22 protein-coding genes are annotated in these 22,668 nt (G+C 64.5%); 7 read left to right on the top strand and 15 right to left on the bottom strand.

The genetic code is table 11. The annotated features are described in order from the left end of the window. Positions 1-8 precede the first annotated feature (8 nt). The 4 genes from RLO07_RS15780 to RLO07_RS15765 all read right to left on the bottom strand — a co-directional run bounded on the left by RLO07_RS15780 (position 9) and on the right by RLO07_RS15765 (position 4,994). Positions 9-1,193: an acetyl-CoA C-acetyltransferase gene (locus RLO07_RS15780; protein WP_462293102.1), complete on the bottom strand. Its 1,185-nt coding sequence runs from the start codon at positions 1,191-1,193 to the stop codon at positions 9-11. A gap of 78 nt (positions 1,194-1,271) precedes the next feature. Beyond that, complete coding sequence (locus RLO07_RS15775) at positions 1,272-3,188, bottom strand: aminotransferase class I/II-fold pyridoxal phosphate-dependent enzyme (RefSeq protein WP_462293101.1); 1,917 nt, start codon at positions 3,186-3,188, stop codon at positions 1,272-1,274. Further along, positions 3,181-3,924 (bottom strand): lysophospholipid acyltransferase family protein, encoded by a 744-nt coding sequence (locus RLO07_RS15770; protein ID WP_462293100.1) that lies wholly within the window; start codon positions 3,922-3,924, stop codon positions 3,181-3,183. The genes RLO07_RS15775 and RLO07_RS15770 overlap by 8 nt, the downstream gene beginning before the upstream one ends. Then, entirely contained in the window at positions 3,921-4,994 is a 1,074-nt protein-coding gene (locus RLO07_RS15765; protein ID WP_462293099.1) for an alpha/beta hydrolase, read from the bottom strand. The genes RLO07_RS15770 and RLO07_RS15765 overlap by 4 nt, the downstream gene beginning before the upstream one ends. A gap of 173 nt (positions 4,995-5,167) precedes the next feature. On the opposite strand from RLO07_RS15765, the gene RLO07_RS15760 reads away from it, so the two are divergent. Next, positions 5,168-5,503 (top strand): hypothetical protein, encoded by a 336-nt coding sequence (locus tag RLO07_RS15760; protein WP_462293098.1) that lies wholly within the window; start codon positions 5,168-5,170, stop codon positions 5,501-5,503. 2 nt (positions 5,504-5,505) lie between these two features. Here RLO07_RS15760 and RLO07_RS15755 read toward each other — a convergent pair whose 3' ends face one another. Next, entirely contained in the window at positions 5,506-5,991 is a 486-nt protein-coding gene (locus RLO07_RS15755) for a hypothetical protein (protein WP_462293097.1), read from the bottom strand. A 197-nt stretch (positions 5,992-6,188) separates the two neighbouring features. On the opposite strand from RLO07_RS15755, the gene RLO07_RS15750 reads away from it, so the two are divergent. The 3 genes from RLO07_RS15750 (at position 6,189) to RLO07_RS15740 (ending at position 9,598) form a co-directional block, all read left to right on the top strand. Further along, a complete protein-coding gene (locus tag RLO07_RS15750) occupies positions 6,189-7,658 on the top strand; it encodes an SDR family NAD(P)-dependent oxidoreductase (protein ID WP_462293096.1) in 1,470 nt (489 codons plus the stop codon). 84 nt (positions 7,659-7,742) lie between these two features. Beyond that, entirely contained in the window at positions 7,743-8,894 is a 1,152-nt protein-coding gene (locus RLO07_RS15745; protein ID WP_462293095.1) for an epoxide hydrolase family protein, read from the top strand. Between the two features lie 26 nt (positions 8,895-8,920). Further along, positions 8,921-9,598 carry a PaaI family thioesterase gene (locus RLO07_RS15740; RefSeq protein ID WP_462293094.1) on the top strand — a complete coding sequence of 226 codons (678 nt, stop codon included), beginning with the start codon at positions 8,921-8,923 and terminating at the stop codon, positions 9,596-9,598. Between the two features lie 24 nt (positions 9,599-9,622). Here the strand turns inward: RLO07_RS15740 and RLO07_RS15735 are convergent, their stop codons facing one another. The 5 genes from RLO07_RS15735 to RLO07_RS15715 all read right to left on the bottom strand — a co-directional run bounded on the left by RLO07_RS15735 (position 9,623) and on the right by RLO07_RS15715 (position 15,253). Further along, positions 9,623-10,813 (bottom strand): hypothetical protein, encoded by a 1,191-nt coding sequence (locus RLO07_RS15735; RefSeq protein ID WP_462293093.1) that lies wholly within the window; start codon positions 10,811-10,813, stop codon positions 9,623-9,625. Positions 10,814-10,916: 103 nt separating this feature from the next. Then, positions 10,917-12,626 (bottom strand): amidohydrolase, encoded by a 1,710-nt coding sequence (locus tag RLO07_RS15730; RefSeq protein ID WP_462293092.1) that lies wholly within the window; start codon positions 12,624-12,626, stop codon positions 10,917-10,919. Beyond that, complete coding sequence (locus RLO07_RS15725) at positions 12,623-13,750, bottom strand: acyl-CoA dehydrogenase family protein (RefSeq protein WP_462293091.1); 1,128 nt, start codon at positions 13,748-13,750, stop codon at positions 12,623-12,625. Before RLO07_RS15725 ends, RLO07_RS15730 begins: the two co-directional genes overlap by 4 nt. 29 nt (positions 13,751-13,779) lie before the next feature. After that, entirely contained in the window at positions 13,780-15,018 is a 1,239-nt protein-coding gene (locus RLO07_RS15720; RefSeq protein ID WP_462293090.1) for an acyl-CoA dehydrogenase family protein, read from the bottom strand. Positions 15,019-15,028: 10 nt separating this feature from the next. Beyond that, on the bottom strand, positions 15,029-15,253 hold the full coding sequence (locus RLO07_RS15715) for a SlyX family protein (protein WP_462293089.1): 225 nt from the start codon (positions 15,251-15,253) through the stop codon (positions 15,029-15,031). An 84-nt stretch (positions 15,254-15,337) separates the two neighbouring features. Here RLO07_RS15715 and RLO07_RS15710 point away from each other — a divergent pair, with 84 nt between their 5' ends. Both RLO07_RS15710 and RLO07_RS15705 read left to right on the top strand, forming a co-directional pair. After that, positions 15,338-15,703 carry a translation initiation factor Sui1 gene (locus RLO07_RS15710; protein ID WP_462293088.1) on the top strand — a complete coding sequence of 122 codons (366 nt, stop codon included), beginning with the start codon at positions 15,338-15,340 and terminating at the stop codon, positions 15,701-15,703. 277 nt (positions 15,704-15,980) lie between these two features. Next, positions 15,981-16,376, top strand: a complete 396-nt coding sequence (locus RLO07_RS15705; protein ID WP_462293087.1) for a hypothetical protein — start codon at positions 15,981-15,983, stop codon at positions 16,374-16,376. Here the strand turns inward: RLO07_RS15705 and RLO07_RS15700 are convergent. From RLO07_RS15700 to RLO07_RS15685, 4 genes are all read right to left on the bottom strand, one after another. Continuing rightward, positions 16,366-17,004 carry a TIGR04282 family arsenosugar biosynthesis glycosyltransferase gene (locus RLO07_RS15700; protein ID WP_462293086.1) on the bottom strand — a complete coding sequence of 213 codons (639 nt, stop codon included), beginning with the start codon at positions 17,002-17,004 and terminating at the stop codon, positions 16,366-16,368. The genes RLO07_RS15705 and RLO07_RS15700 overlap by 11 nt on opposite strands. Then, complete coding sequence (locus RLO07_RS15695) at positions 16,988-17,674, bottom strand: TIGR04283 family arsenosugar biosynthesis glycosyltransferase (RefSeq protein ID WP_462293085.1); 687 nt, start codon at positions 17,672-17,674, stop codon at positions 16,988-16,990. Before RLO07_RS15695 ends, RLO07_RS15700 begins: the two co-directional genes overlap by 17 nt. A gap of 7 nt (positions 17,675-17,681) precedes the next feature. Next, entirely contained in the window at positions 17,682-19,556 is a 1,875-nt protein-coding gene (locus tag RLO07_RS15690; RefSeq protein ID WP_462293084.1) for a transglycosylase SLT domain-containing protein, read from the bottom strand. Between the two features lie 168 nt (positions 19,557-19,724). Continuing rightward, entirely contained in the window at positions 19,725-21,083 is a 1,359-nt protein-coding gene (locus RLO07_RS15685; protein WP_462293083.1) for a cytochrome P450, read from the bottom strand. A 127-nt stretch (positions 21,084-21,210) separates the two neighbouring features. On the opposite strand from RLO07_RS15685, the gene RLO07_RS15680 reads away from it, so the two are divergent. Next, positions 21,211-22,173 (top strand): ChaN family lipoprotein, encoded by a 963-nt coding sequence (locus tag RLO07_RS15680; protein WP_462293082.1) that lies wholly within the window; start codon positions 21,211-21,213, stop codon positions 22,171-22,173. Between the two features lie 43 nt (positions 22,174-22,216). On the opposite strand, the gene RLO07_RS15675 is transcribed toward RLO07_RS15680, so the two are convergent. Further along, on the bottom strand, positions 22,217-22,642 hold the full coding sequence (locus RLO07_RS15675; protein WP_462293081.1) for an Hsp20/alpha crystallin family protein: 426 nt from the start codon (positions 22,640-22,642) through the stop codon (positions 22,217-22,219). Positions 22,643-22,668: the final 26 nt, after the last annotated feature.

Below are 22,668 nucleotides of genomic sequence, written 5' to 3'. Positions count from 1 at the left end.
ACAACGTGTCAGGCGAGCCCGTTCACGCGCTCGATAATGGTGCCGTTGGCGGTGCCACCCCCCTCACAGATCGCCAGCAGGCCATAGCGCTTGCCGCTGCGGTGGAGTTCGTGCACCAGCGTGGTCATCAGCTTGGCGCCGGTGCCACCGAGGGGATGACCCAGTGCCTGGGCACCGCCGTTGACGTTGAGCTTGTCCATATCCGCGTCCAGAGCCCTGGCCCAGGCCAGGGGCACCGAACCGAAGGCCTCATTGACTTCGAACAGGTCGATGTCCGCCAGGCTCATGCCCGCCCGTTCCAGCACCTTGCGGGTAGCGGGGATCGGCCCTTCCAGCATGATCACCGGGTCCGAGCCAATGACGCTCATGGCCACGATCCGGGCCAGCGGCGTGAGACCCAGGCGCTCGCAGGCCTCACGGCTGGCGACCATGACCGCGGCGGCGCCGTCACAGATCTGGGAGGCGTTGGCGGCGGTCAGGGTGCCACCTTCGCGCAGGGGCTGCAGTCCGGCGATCGCATCCAGGGTGGCGTCCATGCGAATGCCTTCATCCTGGGTGTGCATTGCCCGGCTGCCGTCTTCCAGCTCCACCTCGATTGGCACGATTTCGCGCTGGAAACGTCCCTCCTCCACCGCCTGCCGGGCCTTCTGGTGACTGGCGAGGGCAAAACGGTTGAGCTCGTCACTGCTGATGCCGTATTTCCGTACCAGCATCTCGGCGCCATCAAACTGGTTGAACTGCACGCCCGGATAGCGCTCGCTGATACGGGCACCGTAGGGCGTACCATGGCCGGCCTTGGCGCCATCGACGATGCTGGCGCCAATCGGCACCTGACTCATGCTCTCCACGCCGCCCGCAATCACCAGGCCCTGGGTACCGGACATGACGCCCTGGGCGGCAAAATGGATCGCCTGCTGGCCGGAGCCACACTGGCGATCCACGGTGGTCCCGGGCACCACTTCACCGAGTACGGAGGAGAGGCAGACATTGCGACCAAGGTTGCTGGACTGGGCTCCGGTCTGGGACACGCAGCCAAAAACGAGATCGTCGATTTCGTCGACTGCGACCCCGACCCGCTCTACCAGGGCATCCACCACGGCCGCACCAAGATCAATCGGGTGCACTCTCGACAAGCGACCGTTCTTGCGACCGCCAGCGCTGCGTACAGCGCCGACAATATAGGCTTCAGGCATTGCATGATTCCTTCTCGGGATGCGCCGTACAGTCCTCTGGTGGCGCGAAAAGTGCATAGCCTAGACCATGCGCCGTTGTCAGGCCAGCCCCTCAACGATCCGCAGACAGGGCTCCTCTCCCTCCTCCAGCAGGCCGTGAATCTCAATCCCGGTATTGCCGTGGTACAGATCGTAGAGGAAGCGGGCGATAGCGCCGGTTATCACCTGGCCGGGCACCAGCACGGGTATCCCCGGTGGATAGGGTACGATCTGGTCGGCGCTGACCGCCCCCAGCAGGGCTTCATTGACTCCCCTATCGCTGGCATTCAGCGGCACCAGCCGGGAGGGGCCAAAATAGGCATCGCGAGGCAAACAGGCAAAGTCGCTCAGGGCCGGCAGCGGCGTCACGGTGCGGCGAGCCGTGACGGCACCCTTGCTGGCGGGCGCCTTCCGGGCCAGCTTGTCGAGGGCGTTGAGCAGGCGCAACACCTTGCTGTCAGTCGCCCCCAGGGTCACCAGAATACTGAGTGTATTGTGCGTGACCTTCTCGATCTGGATGCCGTGGTCCTCGAACAACGCCAGTTGCAGCTGCCGGGCGGAGTAGCCGGAAGCGGACACATCCACGCTGAGCTTGCAGGGGTCCAGGCGGATGCCGTCGTCCACCAGCTCTTCCGGCAGCATGTCCGCCAACTCCAGCACCCGAAACACGCCGCTGCGGTTGATCCCTGCCCGCAGCTGCGCGGCGATATCGAAGCAGGCCTCAAGGCGAGCAAAGCCCTCCATGCTCATTTGCTTGCGCGCCACATCGAGGCTGGCAATCATCGCGTACTGGGGGCTGGTCGAGGTGTGCATGTTAAGGTTTTCGCGAAACCGGTGTTCGTCAAAATCCGGGTCGGAGACGTGGATCATGCTGGCCTGGGAAAACGCCGACAGCATTTTGTGGGTACTCTGGGTGACATAGTCCGCGCCGCATTCCAGTGCGCAGGGTCGCAGCTGCGGGTGGAAGCGGCCGTGGGCGTACCAGGCCTCGTCCACCAGGACCTTGATGCCGGCGGCGTGGGCGCGGGCGATGATGGGTGCCAGATCGTAGCGGAAACCGTCGTAGGTACAGCTGGTAAGCACCAGCAGGCGGGCATCGGGATGGGCATCGATCGCCGCCAGCACACGCTGCCGGGGCACCGGGCCGTAGAAGCCGAAACGCGGGTTCAGCGATGCCGCCAGGTATACCGGTTCGGCACCAAACAACACCACCGCGTGATGTACCGACTTGTGGCAGGCCTGGTCGAGGATGACCTTGCCGCCAGCACCCAGCAGCTGCTGCATGATCACCTTGTTGGCGGTAGAGGTGCCATTGGTGACAAAAAAGGTATGCCGGGCGCCGAACGCCTGCGCGGCCAGCTCCTGTGCCTCCTGGATCACGCTGTGCGGCTCCAGCAGGGAATCCAGCGACTGCACTGAAACCGAAAGATCGGTATTGAAGATGTGTTCGCCCATCATCTGGTAGAAGTCGCTGACCCAGGGGCTGTCGCGCAAGCTGTCGCCGCCGGAGTGCCCGGGCGTGTGCCAGGCATCCTTGGCGCTGTAAACATAGTCGCGCAGCGTGTCCGCAAAGGGTGTCCGGGCACGGCGCTGGATCGCAGTGCGCAGCTGCCGGTAGAGATGTGCCGGCTTGCTGTCGAGCCGGTCCAGCAGCTCGACCTGCAATTGGCCGTAGTCGCTCCCCGCTTCCGGCATCAGGTACAGATCCAGTTCCGGGCGCAGCTGGGCCACGGCGGCAATGGCCTGCGCCGGTCCGCTCAGGGTTGACGCATCAAACACCAGCGCCTGCAGCAGTCCGTCCTCGCTCGCAAGTCGCAGCGCCTCCGCGCTGTCGCGGGCATGGACAAACTGCAGCTCACACTGCTGCTGGGGCACGCGCTGCTCGTCCGCAGCACAGCGATTGAGGTCGGCCACCAGGCCCGCGGCAAAGCCTGCGTCCGCGCTGACGATGGCGACGCGGGCGTAACGTTCACGCATGATAGGCATCGGGGTCCAGGCGGCGCATTTCGGCCTCTATCCAGCGTTCCACTTCGTCCATCAGCTCACCGGGTTGCCGGTCCACTGCCGACACCGGCGTGCCTATGGAAACATCTATCACCCCGGGCCGCAGGGCAAAGGAGCGCCGCGGCCAGCAACGTCCGGAAGTCACGGCTATCGGGATCACGCTGGCGCCGGTGGCAACCGCCAGCCGGGTCGCGCCGGATTTGTAGGTGCCCCGGGTGCCGCGCTCGGTGCGGGTCCCTTCGGGGAACATGATGATCCACTTGCCCCGATCCATCAGCACCCTGCCCTGGGCCGCCACCTTGCTCCAGGCTTCAGAGCGCTTGCTGCGGTCGATGTGGACCATCTTCAGGCGCGCCAGACACCAGCCAAAAATCGGGATATGCAGCAGTTCCTGCTTGAACACATAGGCCAGTGGGTGCGGGGTCATGCTGGGAAAGAAAAACGTCTCCCAGGTTGACTGGTGTTTGGGGCAGAGCACGATCCGGCGCATGTCCTCGGCCCTGGGCAGGTTTTCCGCGCCGTGAACCCGGTACTGCACCCCGCCCACAATTCTGGCAACAGCAATGACCCCGCGCAGCCAGGGCACGGCAAATATCCACCACAGACGGGTGTCCCGGACAAACAACGAGCAGATGATGAGACCAAAACCCATGGGGATGACACTCACCACCATCCACAGGAACACCAGAGCCGAGCGCAACCCGTTCACAGGTCACCGCCCTCGACCACGGGCACGCCGGCACTCTCGAGGAACTCGGCGATATTCGCGTAGGCCTCTTCGGCCTCGGGCAGGTCGGGGGTGAACATCTGCCAGACATGCACCATGTGCGGCCAGGTTTGCAACTCCACCGGCGAACCCGCCGCCTGGGCCCTGGCGACATAGCGGCGGGCGTCATCCAGCAGCATTTCCTGCTCACTGGCCTGGATCAGGACCGGCGGCAGGCCGGCAAGATCACCGCGCAGCGGCGACACATCCGGGTGCGAGGGCGAGATACGGTTGTTGAACCAGGTCAACCACAGCAACAGTATGGTTGGAACGCGCGCCAGCTTGCCGAACAGCGGGCCCAACATGTGGTCCGTCGCCAGATTGCTGCGCATGCTGGGGCCGCTCATGGTGACATCGGTGGACGGCGAGAAAGCGATAGCAGCGTCCGGCGCCCTCAGTCCCTCGTCGCGAATCCAGGCCAGCAGGCCCAGGGTCAGGCTGCCGCCGGCGGAATCCCCCGCAACCATGCCGTGGTCAAGCACTTCCGGGCCCTCGGGGCCATTTACCAGCAGCCAGCGCCAGGCATTGCGACAGTCCTCGATCCCGTCGCGGCGGCGGTGCTCCGGGATCAGCCGGTAATCGAGCGCAAATACCGCAGCGCCGGTGAGCCGTGCCAGACGATCGGTGATGGCACGGTGACTGCGCGGACTGCCGGCAAACCAGGCGCCGCCGTGAATGTAGAGCAGGCGCCGGCGTGGGTCATGACCCGGCGCCAGTACCCACTCGCCACGCAGCTGACCATCATTGACCGTTTCGAAGCGACAACCGAATTCGACCCCGTCGCTGAGAGAGTCCATCAACTCGCGGATTGCCCGCAGCCGACCCCGGCCCCGATGCGATTGTCCCGTTGCCGCGAATTCACCCAGGCGCGCGAGTACCGCGCTGTGCTCGGGGCTGGGCTTGCCCAGGGGAGCAGGCGGTGGCGGTGCATCGTAGCGGGACAGGTCTTCGCCGCGCAGGTACAACAGGCTGAAGGCGAAAAACACCAGAACCGCCAGGATAAACCAGACCATGGAAACACTCCGGAATGAAAGAGGCCTGCATTAAACCAGAATGCCGCCGCGCTGCACAACGCAGGCAGACGGCTTGATGCCGACGCCGACAACCACCCTATGATTCTGCGCGGGGGGCGCTATACTGAATCATTTTGGGCGGTTGGCAGGACTATCTGCAGGCACTCGATACGGTGAAGAAACTCCCGAGCAAGGAAGAACTGCGTGCAGCGCTGGAAAACGAGACCCAGCGCTTCCTGCAGAAGGGCGGAGAAGTGGAATCCGTGCCCCAGGGTATCAGCGGCAAGGACCCGCTGGCCGCACCGCTGTATCTGACCCGGCGCCTGTTCCTGGAACCGCGCGCTGAACGCACCCTGGTACCTGAAGTCGTGGCAGCCATCGAGCAGCGCCGCAAGGCCATGCTCAAGCGCACTGCCGGCCCCAAGCGCAGCCGCCGGCCGCAGCCCCGGCGCAAGACGCTGTACGACGACTTTGGCGAGCCCCTGCGCCGGGTGTGGGTAGAGGACTAGCCTCAGTCGTCGGTGGCGTTGGCGTTGGCGTCGCCCTGACTGGCATCGTGTTCAGCCAGGCCGGGGGCACCGTCCAGGGCCAGGGCAAACCGATCCTCTGGAATATAAACGGTCAAGCGCTGCCCGCCGACCAGTTCTCCGACCCGGTAATCCCTGCCGTCTATCCGCGCCCGCCAGTTCGGCCCCACCCGCACACTGGTCTGGTGTCCGCGACTGCCGTCGGTGTGCAGCGTACGCAGGGTCAGCCGGTTGCCGCTGACGCGCAACACCTCTACCTCGGCCCGGGCGTAGAGCACCCCGTCCTTCTGGTAGACACCCTGGCAGATTTCGTCGATGTCCGGATAGCTGCGATGCACCGCCCGGGACCAGTTCAGGGTGTCGCAGGTCGGCAGTCGGGTCTCAATGTCGTACTGGGCCATCGTCGCGGGCGCCACCAGCACCGCCACCAACAGCCCCGACTGCAGAATTTGCCTACCATACCTGAACATCGCGCGCTCCACTGGTTTGTCTCCCGGGGGACTGGCCCCCCGCTACGCCCCGATTCTATACCCTGAATGACTGCGACGCGAAGCCGCACAGGCAGCGCCGCGAATACAGCGTCTATACTGGTTGCAGCCCGTGTGGAAATCTGTAGCCGAGCCCCTCGCGTATACAGAGCCAACGCAGACTATGAGGCCAGAAGCACATGATCGTGCTGCATGAAAAAATAGATGTCCCGCGCCCGCTGCGAGAGGTCTTTGACTACATCAGGGATTTCCGCACCACTACCGAGTGGGATGCCACCGCCATCGCGGCACAGAAATTGAGCACCGGACCGATTGCGGTCGGCACCCGGTTCAACGTGACCTGCGAAATGCCCGTGGGGTCCGTCGACCTGCTCTACACCGTAACGCACCTGGAGCAGGACAAGGCGATTGAACTGCATGGCAGCTGCCGGCTGTTCGAGGTCAACGATGTGATTCACCTGTCCGAGACGGCCACGGGTACGCATATCGACTATCGCGCCAGCTTCGATGTCAAGATTCCGCTGGGTCCGGCCGCAGGCACCGTGCGCAGGGGCATGGAGACAATGGGCTACGCCTCGGTGCAGGGGATGAAGCGGGCGCTGGAGGACAACTATCCCGCTCCGAGCATTTCCAGCAGCAACGCTCGCGCCGATCGCTGGGTGCTCCCCGGGATGGCCCGTTTCAGCCGGCGCGGGTACCGTTTGGGGCGGCGACACTGGCACCCGATGTCCGCGTGGATGGGCGACAAGCACGTGGTCATCACCGGCGCCAGCTCCGGGCTGGGTCTGGCGACCGCCCGCGCCCTGGCCGAGCGCGGCGCCTCGCTGACCCTGGTGATTCGCAACGAAGCCAAGGCCACGGCGCTGGTCAATGAACTGCAACGTGAAACCGGCAACAGCTCAATTTTTGTCGAGATAGCAGATCTCAGCCTGATGACGGAAGTACAGCGTCTGGTCGAACGACTGCAGCGCAAGGGCAAGCCGGTTGATGTTCTGGTCAACAATGCCGGGGCGCTGTTCAACCCCCGCGGCGAGACTGCGGAGGGCTTGGAACAGAGCTTTGCTCTCTTGCTGCTGAGTCCCTACCGGCTTACCGAGGGGCTGCGACCGCTGCTGGCTGCGGCACCGCAGGGGCGAGTGATCAATGTGGTGTCCGGGGGCATGTATTCGCAGCCCCTGGCGGTGCGCAAGCTGGTCGCGCGCGAGCAAGGCTATTCCGGCAGCACCGCCTACGCCCGCTGCAAGCGGGCACTGATGGTACTGACCGAACAGTGGGCGCAGGAATGGGCTGGCGACGGCATCGTGGTCAATGCCATGCATCCGGGCTGGGCTGACACACCCGGGGTCGAGACCGCGCTCCCCGGCTTTCACAAAATCACCCGCCGCATCCTGCGCAGCCCCGAGGAAGGCGCTGATACCATCATCTGGCTGGCGGTCGCCACCGAGGCGGGAAAAGCCTCGGGCAAACTGTTCCTCGATCGCGAGCCTCGAACCACCCATCTGCTCGAGAAGACCAGGGACGACCCCGCCGAACGGAGAGCCCTGCAACCGTTTTTGCGCGAGTTCGAGATGCCAGCGGAGCAGTCCGGAAAGCGCGGCAGCCGAGGAAGAAAGGCAACGACAACTCCCGCGCCCGGACTGAGCAGCTGAACCGCCGCCGCTGATGGCGCTACACTCGCTTGCATCGGGAGGCGGCTGTGGCTACGGTTAGCGTCCAGAACGGGGACGCCAGCCATGACTGATAACATCTCACCGTATACCGTTGCCATACCGGACGCAGTCCTCGACGACCTGCGCCAACGCCTGGCACTGACCCGCTGGCCAGACCAGGAGACCTGTGATGACTGGAGCCAGGGCATGCCCCTGGCCTACGCCAGGGAACTGGCGGAGTACTGGGCCCGGGACTATGACTGGCGTCGCTGCGAGGCAGAATTGAACGCCCGCCCCCAGTTCAGCACCCGCATCCAGGGGCTCGATATTCACTTTCTTCACTGTCGCTCGCCGCACCCGGATGCGCTGCCACTGATCATCTCCCATGGCTGGCCGGGTTCCATTCTCGAATTCCGTCACATCATCGACGCCCTGGTGGACCCTGTGGCCCACGGTGGTGACCCGGTCGATGCGTTCCACCTGGTGATCCCCTCCCTGCCCGGCTACGGCTTTTCGGGCAAGCCCACCACCACCGGCACGTCGGTGGAGGTCATCGGCCGCATGTGGGGCGAGTTAATGGCGCGGCTGGGCTACGACCGCTACGTTGCCCAGGGTGGGGACTGGGGCAGCATGATCACCCAGAGCATGGGCCAGACCGAAACCACCCACTGTGCCGGCATCCACGTCAACATGCCGATTGTCGCCCCCGACCCGGACACCATGGACAAGCTCACCCCCCAGGAGCAGGGGGCGCTCGAGTCCATGGGCTACTATGCCGACTGGGACTCGGGGTACTCCAAGCAGCAGTCGACCCGGCCACAGACCCTGGGCTATGGACTCGCCGATTCACCGGTCGGGCAGATGGCCTGGATCATGGAGAAGTTTTACGCCTGGACTGACTGTGAGCGCGACGGCAGCAAGCACCCGGAGCATGTGATCGATCGCGATGAGTTGCTGGACAACGTCATGATCTATTGGCTCAACAATGCCGCTGCCAGCTCCGCCCGATTATACTGGGAAAGCTTTGGCAGCCCCAATTTCGATCCGATCACCATGCCCGTGGGCTGTTCCATTTTTCCCAGGGAGATTTTCCGCAGCAGCCGCCGCTGGGCGGAGAAGCGTTTCACTCAGCTCATCCACTGGAATGAACTTCCCGCAGGCGGCCATTTTGCCGCGCTGGAGCAGCCAGCATTGATGATTGGCGAGTTGCGGGACTGTTTCCGCAAGTTGCGCTGAACCCCAACACGAAACAGGATAACCCGATGTTTCCAGACGCCGACGGCAATGCTTCCGTCTTCAGCCCTTTTGCCTCCGAGGAAATCTCGCCGCCGTTCTCCCCGCACTGGAAGGCCAAGCGCCGCGCTGCGCAAGCGCTGCGCGAACTGATCGAGGCTCTGATCACCAGCGACGCCAGCACGGCTGAAATTGATGCCCTGGCCGACCTTGTCGAGACACAGGCCGCGACACTCGCGACGGGTCCCAGGCTACATGGCCTGCTGGCCTTTCTGCGCGATGGCAAGCACGGCGGTCACGGCGAAGTGAACCACGAGCTGAACGCGCTGGGAGGCTGGAGCAACCCGCTGTCGCCACAGCTGAACATGTGGCTGCAGGGAAACCGGGCTTTCGGTACCGTACGCTGTGGCTACGCCTACGAGGGCCCGCCCGGCTTCATTCACGGTGGCTTTATCGCCGCCATCTTTGACCAATTCCTGGGAATGGCGCAGCTGGCAGGCAGGAACCCGGGCATGACCGGCACCCTGACCGTGCGCTATCACCGCCCCACGCCACTGAACACGGATCTGGACCTGAGCGCGCAGGTACAGGAAAGCGTTGGTCGCAAAACCGTGGTGAGCGGGGAATTGCATGCGGGCGACGTCCTCACCGCCAGCTGTGAGTGCCTGTTTGTACGCCCGAAACAACCCCTGCTGCAGGCGACCTGACCGCGCTGCCGCAGTTCGGCGCGATCAATCGTCCAGGGCATCCCGGGTATTGAGGCTGGCGGAAAATGGCACCGCGGTAAAGCGGTCAGCGCTGTCATCATCACGGTCCACGGCCGTGCCGGCCACGCCCGGAGAAGACCGCGTCGGTGCCTGGGGCTCGACCGCAGCCGGGGCGCGAGAACCAAAGCTGAAGCCCGGCGGATTCAGGGGGTGCGAGTCGCCGGACCGGGAATTCCGCCCTGCCGCGGGTTCAGGATCACCGAGTGCGGGAGGCGGCGGCCTGCGCCTGCGGCGCTCCACCGCCGGCTCCGGGGCAGCCCGGTGTGAAGCGCTGCCAATAAAGGACAGGTCCTCCAGCGCCACACCGGCAGAGGTTTGTGCCCGGTCCAGATCATAGGCCGCAGCACCGGCGCCGGCGCGCACCGATGTTGCCAACGCCTGCAGCGGCTGCGTTTGCGGGAGCTCTGCCGGCTCCGGAGCCGGCTGGCTTACCGCCTCCGGTACTGGCTCAGCGGCGGTGTCTGGATGCAGAGCGCGCTGTTTCAACACCTCGTTGGCACAGTCGGACCAGCGCCCGAAGTGTGCCGAGAGGGAGGGATCGGGCATCTTGTGCTTGCGAAAATTGCGCTGCGCTTCCATGAACCGCTGCTTCACCGCCCGGTAGTGGTAGATATGGTCCTCTGTCTGCAGCGGCAGCAAATCCGCCCCACCGCGAATAATCAGCATGCGTGGCGGCAGCACTCCCTGCAGACTGTGCAGCAGGTCGGCCAGGAAGCAAAGACGGAAGGCCGAGTGCAGGTTGGTCTTGCCCTGGGTATCACAGGGCACGTACAGAAAGTCCCCGAGTTCCGAATAACCGCTGGTTTTCATCAGCAGATTACTGGAGCCCGCCAGGGGCCCAACCGCCAGCCGACCATTGACAATGAAATCGGCACCTTCGCGCATCGCCGACAGGGTCGCACTACGGCGCAGGGGTTCGGATTCCTCCCAGTCCACCAGCACCACCTTGCGTCCTTCCGAGCGCAACATGGCGGCGACATCGTCCTGGCGCAGCATGTTGTTGCCCGGTGGCGTGCTGCCCGCGTCCGGCAGAATGCCGTGGCCCGGATTCTCCAGGGTCAGGCGCTCCATCCAGGCGGCAAACGGGGACTCCTTGAACAGAACCAGATCTTCGGAGGTATAGGTCATCGTGCTGTCGACACTGTAGCGATACATGCGGCGCGGCTTTCCTCCTGTGCGCTGCCCGGAGCGGGAAAACGCCCTGGCTACGCCTTTATAGCGGATCGGAACCGCGCTGTCCACGCGGTCCCGGGGTTGCTCAGCGCCGCCGGTAAATCCGCGCACCGCTGACCCAGGTGCCATCCACCGCCAGGTCGCGCATGGCGTGGGAATCGCGCAGCGGACTGCCGTTCAACAGCACCAGGTCGGCATACTTGCCCGGCTCCAGGGAACCGCGGTTGTCCTCCTGGAAGATCTGCCACGCGGCATCGATGGTCACCGCTCGCAGGGCAGTCATGACATCCACCCGCTGCTCCGGGCCCAAAACATCGCCGCCCACGGTTTCCCGGTAAACCATGCTCCAGGCCGCCTGCAGCGGTCGCATGGGCGTGACCGGCGTATCCATGTGGGAGCTGAAGCGCAAGCCCGCTTGCTGTGCCCAGGCAGCGGGGCTGATCTGTGCCGCCCGCTCAGGGCCAATGAAGATATCCCGGTGGCGATCCCCCCAGTACCAGGTGTGCGCGGAGAAAAAACTGGGGGTAACCCCCAGTTCCGCCATGCGTTCGATCTGGTCCCTGCGGGCCATCTGCGAGTGAATCAGGATAAAGCGCGGATCCGCCACCGGATGCTCGGCCTGGGCGGCAGCGAAAGCGTCGAGGATGTCGTCGATGGAGGCATCACCATTGCCATGCACCGCCAGCTGGTAACCATTGCGATGCAGCTCCAGCACCTGCGCGAACAGGTGCTCGCGCAGCACTGCGGGATAGCCGCGGTAGTCCGCGTTACCGTGGTAGGGCGTGTGATAGGGCCGGGTCAGGTAACCGGTGAAGCCCTGGATGCTGCCGTCGGCGATGATCTTGACCGCCCCCATCTGCAGCCGCTCCCGCTCATAAGCTGCGGGGTCGTAGTCACCGGTGGCAATCAGGTCGCGAAAATCCTCTTCCATGGGGAACAATTGCAGGCGCAGGGGAATCACCCCGAGCCGACTGGCGAGCGAGAGGCCTCGGGCCATGTCAGGGGGGACACCGCCCGCCTGGGCAGTGGTCACGCCATACCGGGCGTATTCCCGTACTGCAGCCCGGATCATGCCGAGAAAATCCAGGGCACCGAGATCCAGCATCTTGGCCGCTACCGGCAAACGCGCGGTCTCTTCCAGCAGGCCGTTGGGCTCCCTGGAGCCGGCCCGGCGGGCGATGATCCCGCCTTCGGGATCCGCCGTGTCGGCGCCGATATCCACTGCCGCCAGCGCGGCGCTGTTGGCGACCACCATGTGCCCGGAGATGTGCAGGATCGCCACCGGATGCTCCGTAGAGACCGTGTCCAGCTCCGCACGGGTGGGGTGCCGTCCCTCCGCCAGCAGGGTGTCATCGTAGCCGAACCCGGTGACCCACTCGCCCTCTGGTACTACTGCCGCCCGCTCACGCAGTGCCGCCAGCAAGCCCTCGATATCGGTGATCACGCCCAGTGGCGGGCTGTTCAGGTCCGCGGCAACCGTGTCCAGCGCGGAAGCCGGAAAGTGGCCGTGAGCGTCAATGAATCCTGGCAGCAGGGTGCGTCCGCCGAGATCGATGATCTCGGTGCGATCGGTGACCAGCGCCATGATCTCCTCGTTGCTGCCCAGCGCCTCAATGCGATCGGAGCGCACGGACAGGGCCTGCACCACCCGGTTGTCCGCGTCCATCGTCAACACCTCGCCGTTGACGAACACCTGGTGCTCCGGCGCGGCCGGCACACGCGTGGCGATCGAGAACAGCGTGGCCAGGCCGACAACCAGCGCCACCGTCACCGCGAGCCAGGTTTTCCAGCTCATGCCGCAACGCCAATGACAATATCCGCCAGTCTTGCGCGGTGCCAGCCGGCGTCACCCCACAACATCTGCGAGTGCTTCTGGCGCTTGAAGTACAGGTGCACGTAGCACTCCCAGGTAAAGCCGATACCGCCGTGGCTCTGCACCGACCGGCTGCTGGCATAGGCCGCCATGTCGCTGGCTGCCGCCTTTGCCATGTGGGCAAACTGGGCGGCCTTTTCTGCTTCGGTATCGCAGGCACAGGCCGCGTTGTAGACCAGGGACTTGGCGGCATCAATTTGCACCATGACCTCTACCAGCGGATGCTTGATCGCCTGGAAGAATCCCAGCGGCCGATCGAACTGTTTGCGGGTGCCGACGTACTCCACGGTGGTTTGCAGCTGCCACTCGGCCGCGCCCACCATGTCTGCTGCCAGCAGGGTCCAGATTGCGGGGAGGGCTGTATTCAGTGCCGCCAGGGCGTTGCCGCTGACCTGCGTAGCCGCCGCCCCGTCAAAGCATACGTGGGCCTGGTCCCGGGTCAGATCGACAATGGCATCACCTTCCAGGGTCACACCCTGGGCGTCGCTGGGCAGCCAGAACAGGCCCAGGCCACTCGCGGTGCTGGCACAGACCAGGAGCTTGTCGCACTTGGCGGCATCCTGCACGAACCAGGCAGTGCCGTGCAGCGCGCCGTCACGATACGCCACCTCGGTTGCGGCCGGGTTCCAATCCCCGTGGCGGTTGGTCAGGGCCAGGGTGGCAGCCTCACCGGCGGCAATATCGGCCAGGGCCGCGGTGCCCTCAGCGCCACAGGCCACCAGCACATAGGTTGCGTTCAAAGTTCCCAGCAGCGGGCAGGGAAAGGCCGCGCGGCCCAGCTCTTCCACCAGGCCCGCCACGGCGGCGACCGGCATGCCGACGCCCCCGGCGGACTCCGGCACCGCCAGCATGGTCCAGCCAAGGTCCACCAGCTGTTGCCAGAGTTCGCGATCCCACTGACAGACCGGCGGACGATCGGGGTTATGATCAGCAGCGACCAGGGCGTGCAGTTTGTCGGTAGGGAAATGTTCCCGGAAAAACTTGGCTGCGGACTCCTTGAGCAGGGCCGCCTCTTCGCCGAAGCCGTAATTGTTGGGTTGTGCCATGATTTTTCTCCTGTTGCGCGGGCGTCAGCTTATTTGGATTTCGGCAGGCCGAGCACACGCTCGCCGAGGATATTACGCTGCACTTCGCTGGTGCCGGCGGCAATCGTCATGCCATAGGAATTCATGTAGGCCATTGGCCACTGGCCACGGGCGGGCGCATTCGGGTCCGCCAGGTACAGCGAAGAGCTCATGCCCTCCACTTCCAGCGCCAGCGAACCCAGGGACTGGGCGATCTCGCTGGCCAGCAGCTTGTTCTGCAGCAGCAAGCGCATGGGGTGATCCAACAGAGCCTGTACCCGGGAACGGCGCTGGTTCTGTTTCAGGCCCTCCTCCCGGATCAACTGCTGCATCATTTTGTCGCGCAGGATCGGGTCGTCCGCCGCGGTGCCTTCGCCGCGGCGGGTATTTTTCGCCAGTTCGATGACCGCACTCGAGGAGATGGTATGACTGGACTTGTTCTTCATGCCACCGGCCCGGGGGGTCTGTAATTCGCCGGCACCGCGTTCGTGCAACAGCGTGGTCATGGCAACCTGCCAGCCCTTGCCCAGCTCATCGAGGCGGTAGCGGTCGTCGACTTCGAGATTGTCGAAGATCACTTCGTTGAAACCGGTTTCACCGGTAATCTTGATCAGCGGCCGCACGGTGACGCCCTTGCCCAATGCAGCGCGGATGGGAACAACGAAGTAGGACAGACCGTCGTACTTGTGGGACTTGTCCGTGCGCAGCAGGATGATCATCCACTCGGCGAAGTGCGCCAGCGACGTCCATACCTTGTGACCGTTGACCACCCACGTGTCGCCCCTGCGCTCGGCGAAGGTCTGCACGCTGGCGAGATCGGAACCGGCTCCCGGTTCGCTGAAACCCTGGCACCAGATGTCCTCACCGGAAAACAGGCGCGGCAACAGTTCGGCCTTGACCTCCTCCCTGGCATGGTAAAACACGGTCGGCGCGGCCATGCCGAGGCCGATCACATTGGGCAGGAACGGGGTGCGCGCCGCCAGCATCTCTTCATTGGCGATTTTCTGGCAGTCCTTGCGCCCCCCGCCGCCGACCTCGACCGGGTAGTCACAGCCGACCAGTCCGGCGTCGTAGGCCGATTTTTGCCAGGCCTGCAAATAGCCCAGTTGCTCGGTGGTCATGATTTCCAGCGGCGATTGTGGCAGGCGCACCGGCGGCTCGCCCGGTTTGTTGGCCTGCAGCCACTCCCGGCAGTAAGTGCGAAATTCGGCCTGTTCCGGCGTGTCCTTGCGGGCGGTGTCATCTGACATCGTAGGTTCCTCAATAATGGGGTGGTACTTCGTGGGAAGGTTCTGCCGCGCCCTCCTCCGCTTGCTGCGCCTGCTCGTCCTGCCGCTGCTTGAGCAGAGTGAGCTGGCGTCGCAGGGTCAGCAGGTCCTGCTGCTGGAGCGCCAGCGCGGACTGCAGCGCCTGCAATGCGTCTTCCTGGAATGCCGCCTGGCTTTGCAGATATTCCAGCTGTTTTTGCAGTTCTTTTTTCTTCATCCGGAATCCTGGGCTGTCAGGCGATTCAAAAGCAGGCGGGAGGCTAATATACTCCGCGGGATCGCTCAATCCTCAGGAACACTCATGGCCAAAAGTGACCGCACAAACTCTCGCCTGGTTTACTCCACTGACGGCGGTCGTCTCTGCCCCCAGTGCCAGCGCCCTGAGGCAGCCTGCGTCTGCGGCAAGGCCCGACCGGCCGCCGTGGGGGACGGTACTGTACGCTTGCACCGGGAAACCAAGGGTCGCGGCGGCAAGGCGGTGACCATCGTCCGGGGCTTGCCGCTGGCGGGCGCCGAATTGAAGGCACTGGCGACCGCATTGAAGCAAAAATGCGGGGTCGGCGGCTCGGTAAAGGGCGACGACATCGAAATCCAGGGCGATCAGCGGCAAGCTCTCCAACCTGAGCTGGAACGCCGCGGCTATCGGGTAAAAGTAGCCGGAGGCTAGATATGTCAGATTTTAACCGCATTTGACGGCACGATGCCCGCACAATAGCCGCAAATCAACAGCGAACCACCTGCTTCACGCGACTCCAAATACGCCATTTACAGCCGCCTTTCAAAATTTTTGTAAATAGTACGCTGCAAGCTATTATTTTTATTGGCTTTATTGATTTCCTGTGCTAAAAATGACGTGCGAGTGAGGAAACTGCCGGTACCGGGAGCAATAGCCGGGTGCAGACAAGAACAACCCCCGCCGCGCGGATCATCAGGAGAGACGGCCTATGTATGTCACCGCGGACCATCTGAGGGAGCAGGTCATCCGACCGACCCTCAAGTACCTGGGTGTCTGGACCCCCGCCAGTGAGGATTTCCTGCTGCAGTCAGCGGTCTCCGCACCGGAACTGGGGCTGTTCTCGGCCCGCAACACGGGCCTCGGCCTGTTTCATATCACCGCCGCACAGCATCGGGACATCTGGGACCGCTATCTGGCGTTCCGGCCAGACATGGCCAGCCGGGTGCGGGGGCTGGCCAGCCAGCGCGCTTTCCTCAGCGACCCGGACAGCGAGCTGCAGACCAACCTGAGCTACTGCACCGCGATCGCCTGGCTGCTGTATCAGCGCTCACGTGTCGACACAGACACTCCGGCACAGGAAGCAGTCGCCAGCGCTACCGCCTGACCCGGCCCTGCTGCCGCAGCGCCTGCCAGTGTGGCAGGTCCCCCGGCCGATCAATATCCTGCAGCGGCTGCAACCGGGTCACGGCAAGGCGCTCCGCCTGTGCCCGCGCCAGTGTTTCCGCCAGCACCCTTGAGCTGCCCCAGTCAACACCGTCAAAGACCGCATCCACCGGCCTTTTCGCGCCGATCAGCACATAGCCGCCATCCAGCGCGGGACCGAGCACCAGGTCTGCCGCGTCCAGGGCTGCGAGTGCCTGCTGCAAATAACGGCCACCGAGTCCCGGGCAGTCGCTGCCGACCAGCAGCACCCGGTCGGCGCGGGCGAGGCCGTCGTTAAGGGCGTGGCGCATGCGCTCACCCAAATCAGCCCCGGCTTGCTGCCGCAACACAAGCTGCCCCAGGGACGTGCAGTCCCGAAACAACGCGTGACCGGCATCGCCCGCAACCCACAGTTCTACCGCACCGAGAGCGGACTCGAACAGGGTTTCGCAGGTCCAGAGCACCAGTTCCGAGTGCAGGGCACAGGCCTCGGCGGCGGAGAGCTGTGACAGCATGCGGGTCTTCACCCGACCCGGCTCGGGAGCCTTGGCAAACTGCTGCAGGACGACGCGCTCAGCCACGGGGTCCATAGTAGATCCGCCACAGTCGTTCCGGGGTCACGCCGAGGGTGTAGGCCAGGCGCAGGCCCCACATCTGCAGCACCGTGCGCAGCACTCCCCGCTGCTCCCAGCGTCGGGCCGAGGTCTCCACCTCCAGCTCCGGCACCAGCGGCCACACCTGACGGCGCAGGCGCTTGCTGAGTTCCACGTCTTCCATCAGGGGGATGGAGGCAAAGCCCCCACAGGCCAGAAACAGGTCTCGACGCAGGAACAGCATCTGGTCACCGGTACCGATGCCACTGCAGCGTGAGCGCCGATTGATCGCCCACTCAAGCACCCGGAACACCGCCCTGTGGCCGTCCAGCCGCAGCGGGAAAAAGCCCCAGCGAGGCGCCAGCCGCAGCACTCGCCCCAGGGCATCGGCGGCAAACAGCGGCTGGCTGTCGGCATGCAGGAACAGCAGATAATCCCCACTGGCGACGCGAGCGCCCAGGTTCATCTGCGCCGCCCGGCCCGCTTCCCCCAGCAACAGCTGGGTAGCACCCGCCATGGCTGCGGTCACCGTGTCATCGCTGCTGCCACCATCGACCACGATACGCTGGGCGGCGGGAAAATCCCGTTCCAGTGCCGCCAGCAAGGGGCCGATGCGCAACACTTCGTTCAGCACCGGGATGACAAAGCTCAGGCTGGGACCGGTCATCGCATGCTCAGTAGGTCAGCCTGCGCTCCTGCTCGGTCAGGAGAGTGCCCTCCTCCCCGAGCAGATACTTGAACACCAGGTTATAGGCGAGCACGGCCTTGACATAGTTGCGGGTCTCGCGAAACGGGATGGTCTCGATCCAGACATCCACCGGCACGGTCTGCTCCGGTTTGTTGCGCCAACGGTCGACCCGGTGCGGCCCGGCGTTATAGGCCGCCATCGCCAGCACCCGGTTGCCACCGTAGCGATCCAGCAGCTGCCGGTAATAGGCACTGCCCAGCAGCACATTGTGTTCGACATCGTACAGCGCCTGGTCGCTGTGGCTGGTCTTGAGCTGGGCCGCCACCTGCTTGCCGGTAGCCGGCATGATCTGCATCAGGCCGCGGGCACCCACCGGCGAGCGAGCGCCGGCATAGAAAGCGCTCTCGCGGCGGGCGATGGCCATCAGCTCGGTAACCGGCACCTGGCGCTGGCTGGCGTGACGACTGAAGGTATCCTGGTAGGGCGTGGGAAAGCGCAGGTCCAGGGCATCCCAGGCCTGGGCCTTGTTGGCGGCGTCGATGGCCATGCGGTGCCAGCCGAGATTGGAAGCCAGCGTCGCCAGTTCCTGCTGCTCCGCCGGCGTCGTGACTTGCAGTACCTGGTACCATTCCGAGTGCGCCAGATTCTCCTCGTCGTGATGGTACAGCTCCTGTATGCGCCGCACTACCGGAAGCTGTCGCAGCGGCTCCGCCCGCTCCGGTGCCAGCACAGTGACCTGATGGTTGAACGCAGGCGGCTGCCCCAGCCGCTCCGCAGCCAGAAATCCGTAGTAATCGCGTTCCCTGGCCACATCCCGCAACAAGGCCTGCGCCAGCTCACGTTCGCCGGCGCGCTCGTGCACCACGGCCTGCCAGTAACGCCAGCCAGGATCCCCACGGGCCTCCAGCGAAAGCTTCTGCAGATTGGCCGCGAGCGCCGTCCAGTCCTGCTCCTGCAGGGCCCAGCGCAGGCGAATTTCCACCAGGCTGTCATCGCCGAGGCGAGCCAGTGCCTGCTCCACCCAGGGCAGGTTGTCCTCGGACCTGGCGAACAGGCTGCGCAGCACCAGGGCTTTCTCCGCCAGAGCCCGCTGCGGCTCGCTGAAGTGCATTTGTCCCGCGTAGTGCAGCCACTGCTGCAGGGCCGGGACCGGCTTGTAGCGGGCGAAGTAGGCACTGCCGTAGGCGACGATATCCGCGGCACGGGGGTCGTCCACCGCCGGGACCAGGCCGCGCATTCGATCGGGGCTGCTGTACACCTCCAGCAAGCGCTCTGACCAGGGACGCAGACTGTCGCTACCCTTGCGGGCAACATAGTTCATCAGCGAGCGCTGGCGCGCCTCGAAGGCCTTGAGCAGGCGCGCCCAGACAATGTCGTCACTGAGTTGCCCCGCTCTCTGCCAGGCCGCAAACAGTGGATCACAGGCCTTGGGTCGCGACTCGCCATGCACCCACAGACGCTCGGCACCCTCCCAGGCCGCCAGCGGATCGCCCTCGGCCAGGCGGGCGCGGAAATAGTAGCACTTCAGGTCAATACTGTTGGGCTCGGTGGGCATCACCGCGAGAAAATCGCGCCAGCGACCGTCCCTGCCTGCCTGCGACAGGTAGCCGTCGAGAAAGCGGTTGGGCAGCGGCGAGCCCTGGCTACGCTGCAGAAACAGATTGGCGTCACCCGGGCGCACCTGCCGGGTTTTGCGACTGAGTTCGAAGTAGTCGAGATAGATGGCCAGCGGATACTCTTCCAGCCCCGGACGCAGCTGCTGGTATTCCGTCCACTGGCCGCGATCAATGGCGCGGATCGCGCTGCTATAGCCCTCGCGGGCCAGGGGCAACTCTGCCGCCTGCAGGGACAAGGCCGGCATTACAGCGTGAGCCAACAGGAGCAAACAGACTACCCGAAACCGCACAGGGCAAACCTCACTGACTGTGACCCCAGGGCGACCGCCGCGGCACGCGGCAGCCATTCACAGAGCGCTAGGGTGATACGCTGCGGCGCAATTTGCAAGCCCGGCGGCTTGTCCTGCCGGCCTCTACAAGCGGCGCAGCCGCAGGGGCAGGTCATCCCGCAGCTTTGGCAGGGGTACCGACTGGAAGCTGGCCCGATGTCCCGGCGGCAGGCTGATTTCATAACGCTGCAGGAACAGGTGGCTGAACAACCGCGCCTGCATGTTGCCAAAGTGCATGCCGATGCACTTGTGGGCACCGCCGCCGAACGGCATGAAGGCGAAGGGATGCCCCTTCTGCTCCTGCCGCGGCGGCAGGAACCGATCGGGGTCGAAGCTGTCCGGATCGCGCCAGTACTCCTCCATACGGTTGGTGAACATGGGGAACTGGAACACGAGAGTATTGGCCAGGATGTCGACATCACCCAGCTTGCAGTCGCGGATCGTGCGCCTGGCCATCACGCCTACCGAGGGATGCAGGCGCTGCGACTCGAAGAACGCCGCCTCCAGCAGTGGCAGCGCCGGCAGATCGTCGTAGCCCAGCGGGCCGCTGGCATTGACCGCGCGGCCCTCCTCGCGAATACGCTGTTGCCACTCGGGATACCGCGCCAGGTAGTACATCATGTGGGTCAGGGTACTGGTGGTCGTATCGTGGGCCGCGAACAGGAGGAAGTTGGCGTGGTCCAGCAATTCCCGGTCCGAGAACAGTTCGCCATCGGGCCTGGTTTCCTTGGCCATGTAGGCGAGCATGTCCCGGCGCTCCTCCTGCCGGGCCGCGGGTAACAGGTCAGACAGGTAGGCCTCGATCAGGCGCTTGCCACGCTGGCCGCGACGGAAGCGGAACCCGGGCAGGTCGACATGGAACAGACCCAGCATGCCCTCGGTGATGTCGGTGAACGCCCGCGAAAGCTCCCCCGCCACCGCGCTGCCGCCGTCTACGCCGTAGAATACCTTGAGCGCCATCGCCAGCAGCAGCTCCTTGATCCGCGGAAAGAAGCGAAACTCCGGCAACTGGTCCCACTGCGCCATGCCCTGTTCCAGAATGGGGTTCATCAGCTCCACATAGCCACGCATGGCAGCCGTTTTGAACCCGGTCTGCATGATCCGGCGCTGGAACTTGTGCTCGTCGAAATCGTTCCCCAACAGATAGTGGTCGCCAAAAAAGGGCGTGAGAGACCACTGGTAGCCCATCTTGGCGGAAAAGTTCTGGTCCTTGTCCAGCAGGATGGTCTGGGCGTGATCCGGGCCCAGCGCCAGCACCCCGCGCTGGCGCGCCATCTGGATACGCGACACGGGGCCGTACTGGCGATAAAAGCGCCGCGCCAGACCCAACTGGTCGCGCAGCAGTTCCGGCGTTATTCCCAGCAGGGGCCAGCCGAACTCCCCCGGCAGGTGCGCCAGCTCCGTGCAGTCGGGGGCGAGAGTGTAAGCAGTGTCTGTGGCCATAAACTAATACTCGTTAGCTTGCAACCATTCTGCCACATCGCCGTGACTGCTGGCTACTACAGCGCGCCTGGGGGAGCCGCCCGGGATTGGTTACAATACCGACGCCGCCCTCGGGACTCGACGCCACATGACTGCATTGCTCCGCCCCGCCACCCTCTGGCTACTCCTCCTGAGCTGCCTGGTGGCTGGCTGCGTGGACCCGCAACAGAGGAGCGCAGTGGAAGCCCCCGCACACCCCTTGCTGAACCAGGTGTGGTCCACCGGGGCGCAGCGCTTTATCGGCATCGACGAGTTGCAGCAGGCGCTGGCGGAGGCTGACTTTGTGCTCCTCGGCGAGAACCACGACAACCCCTCGCATCATCAACTGCAGGCAAGAATTATCGCCTCACTGCCCTGGCAGGGCACTGCGGTGGCGGGCTTCGAACAGATAAACAGCGATCAGGCAGCGGCACTGGAAGCCTGGCTGCAGGCGGCGCCCGAGGGGACCTCGGGACTGGCTGCAGCGCTGGACTGGGAGCAGTGGGGCTGGCCGGACTGGGCACTGTACCAACCGGTGTTCGCCGCAGTGCTGGCCCGCGGCTGGCGTCCGCTGGACCTGATGTTTCCCGCCGCCACCGTGCGCGCCGTGCTCAGCGGCGGCCTGGAGGCGGCCCTCGGCGCCGACGTGATCGAACAATTGCAGGCTGACACCCCGTTCAGCCGTGAACAGCGGTTGGAGATGCAGGCACTGATGGCCGATTCGCACTGTGGCCGCATGCCCCCAGAGCACCTGGCTGCCATGGTGGACGTGCAGATTGCCCGCGATGCCTACATGGCCTGGCGACTCGCCAGCAGCGGCCGGCGTGCGGTGGTCATTACCGGCAATGGCCATGCGCGGCACGACTGGGGCGTGCCGCTGTTTCTGCGGAGACTGAAGCCAGAGGCGAAGGTCGTGTCCATCGCCATGACCGAAGTCGCCGCCGACCGGCTGCAGCCTGCGGCCTATGCCACTGCGCAGCCCGCCTGGAGTGACTACTCGATATTCACCCCCGCCCACGACCGGGGCGACCCCTGCGCCGGCATCCAGCCGGGGCCAGGTCTCGCCCCGTAACGTTTCGCGAATGTTGGCGGGCGAGACCGGCCCCCGATTACCCCTACTGGATCTCGATGCGCCGGGGCTGGGGCTCCTCCTGTTTCACCTTCGGTGCTGTCAGCGTCAACACGCCGTCCTTGAAGGCGGCATTGATATCGTCGTCGTGGACATCGCCCCCAAGGTCAAAGCTCCTCAGGTAACGGCCGTAGCGCCGCTCCTGGCGGATCACCCTGCCCTCTTTTTCCTCCTGCTGGGTCTGGCTCGATTCCGCTTCCAGGGTCAGCACGCCGTCCTTGACGTGAACGTGAATATCCTCCTTGTTCACACCGGGCAGCTCAGCGGTGATTTCATAGTGGTCGTCCTTGTCGCGGATATCCACCCGCGGGGCAAAGAACGAGCCCATTTCGTTGTTGCTGCTGGGCGGCGCGAGGAAATTATCAAAAAACCGATCCAGATCAAACGGGTTGTTGCGTTGAATCAGAGACATCCGACACCTCCTTTGCAATTGCGGTT

It is taken from the genome of Haliea sp. (genome assembly GCF_040221975.1).
GTDB lineage: Bacteria > Pseudomonadota > Gammaproteobacteria > Pseudomonadales > Halieaceae > Haliea.
Note: the sequence above shows the minus strand (reverse complement) of the source record. Positions and strands in the feature narration are given on the sequence as shown.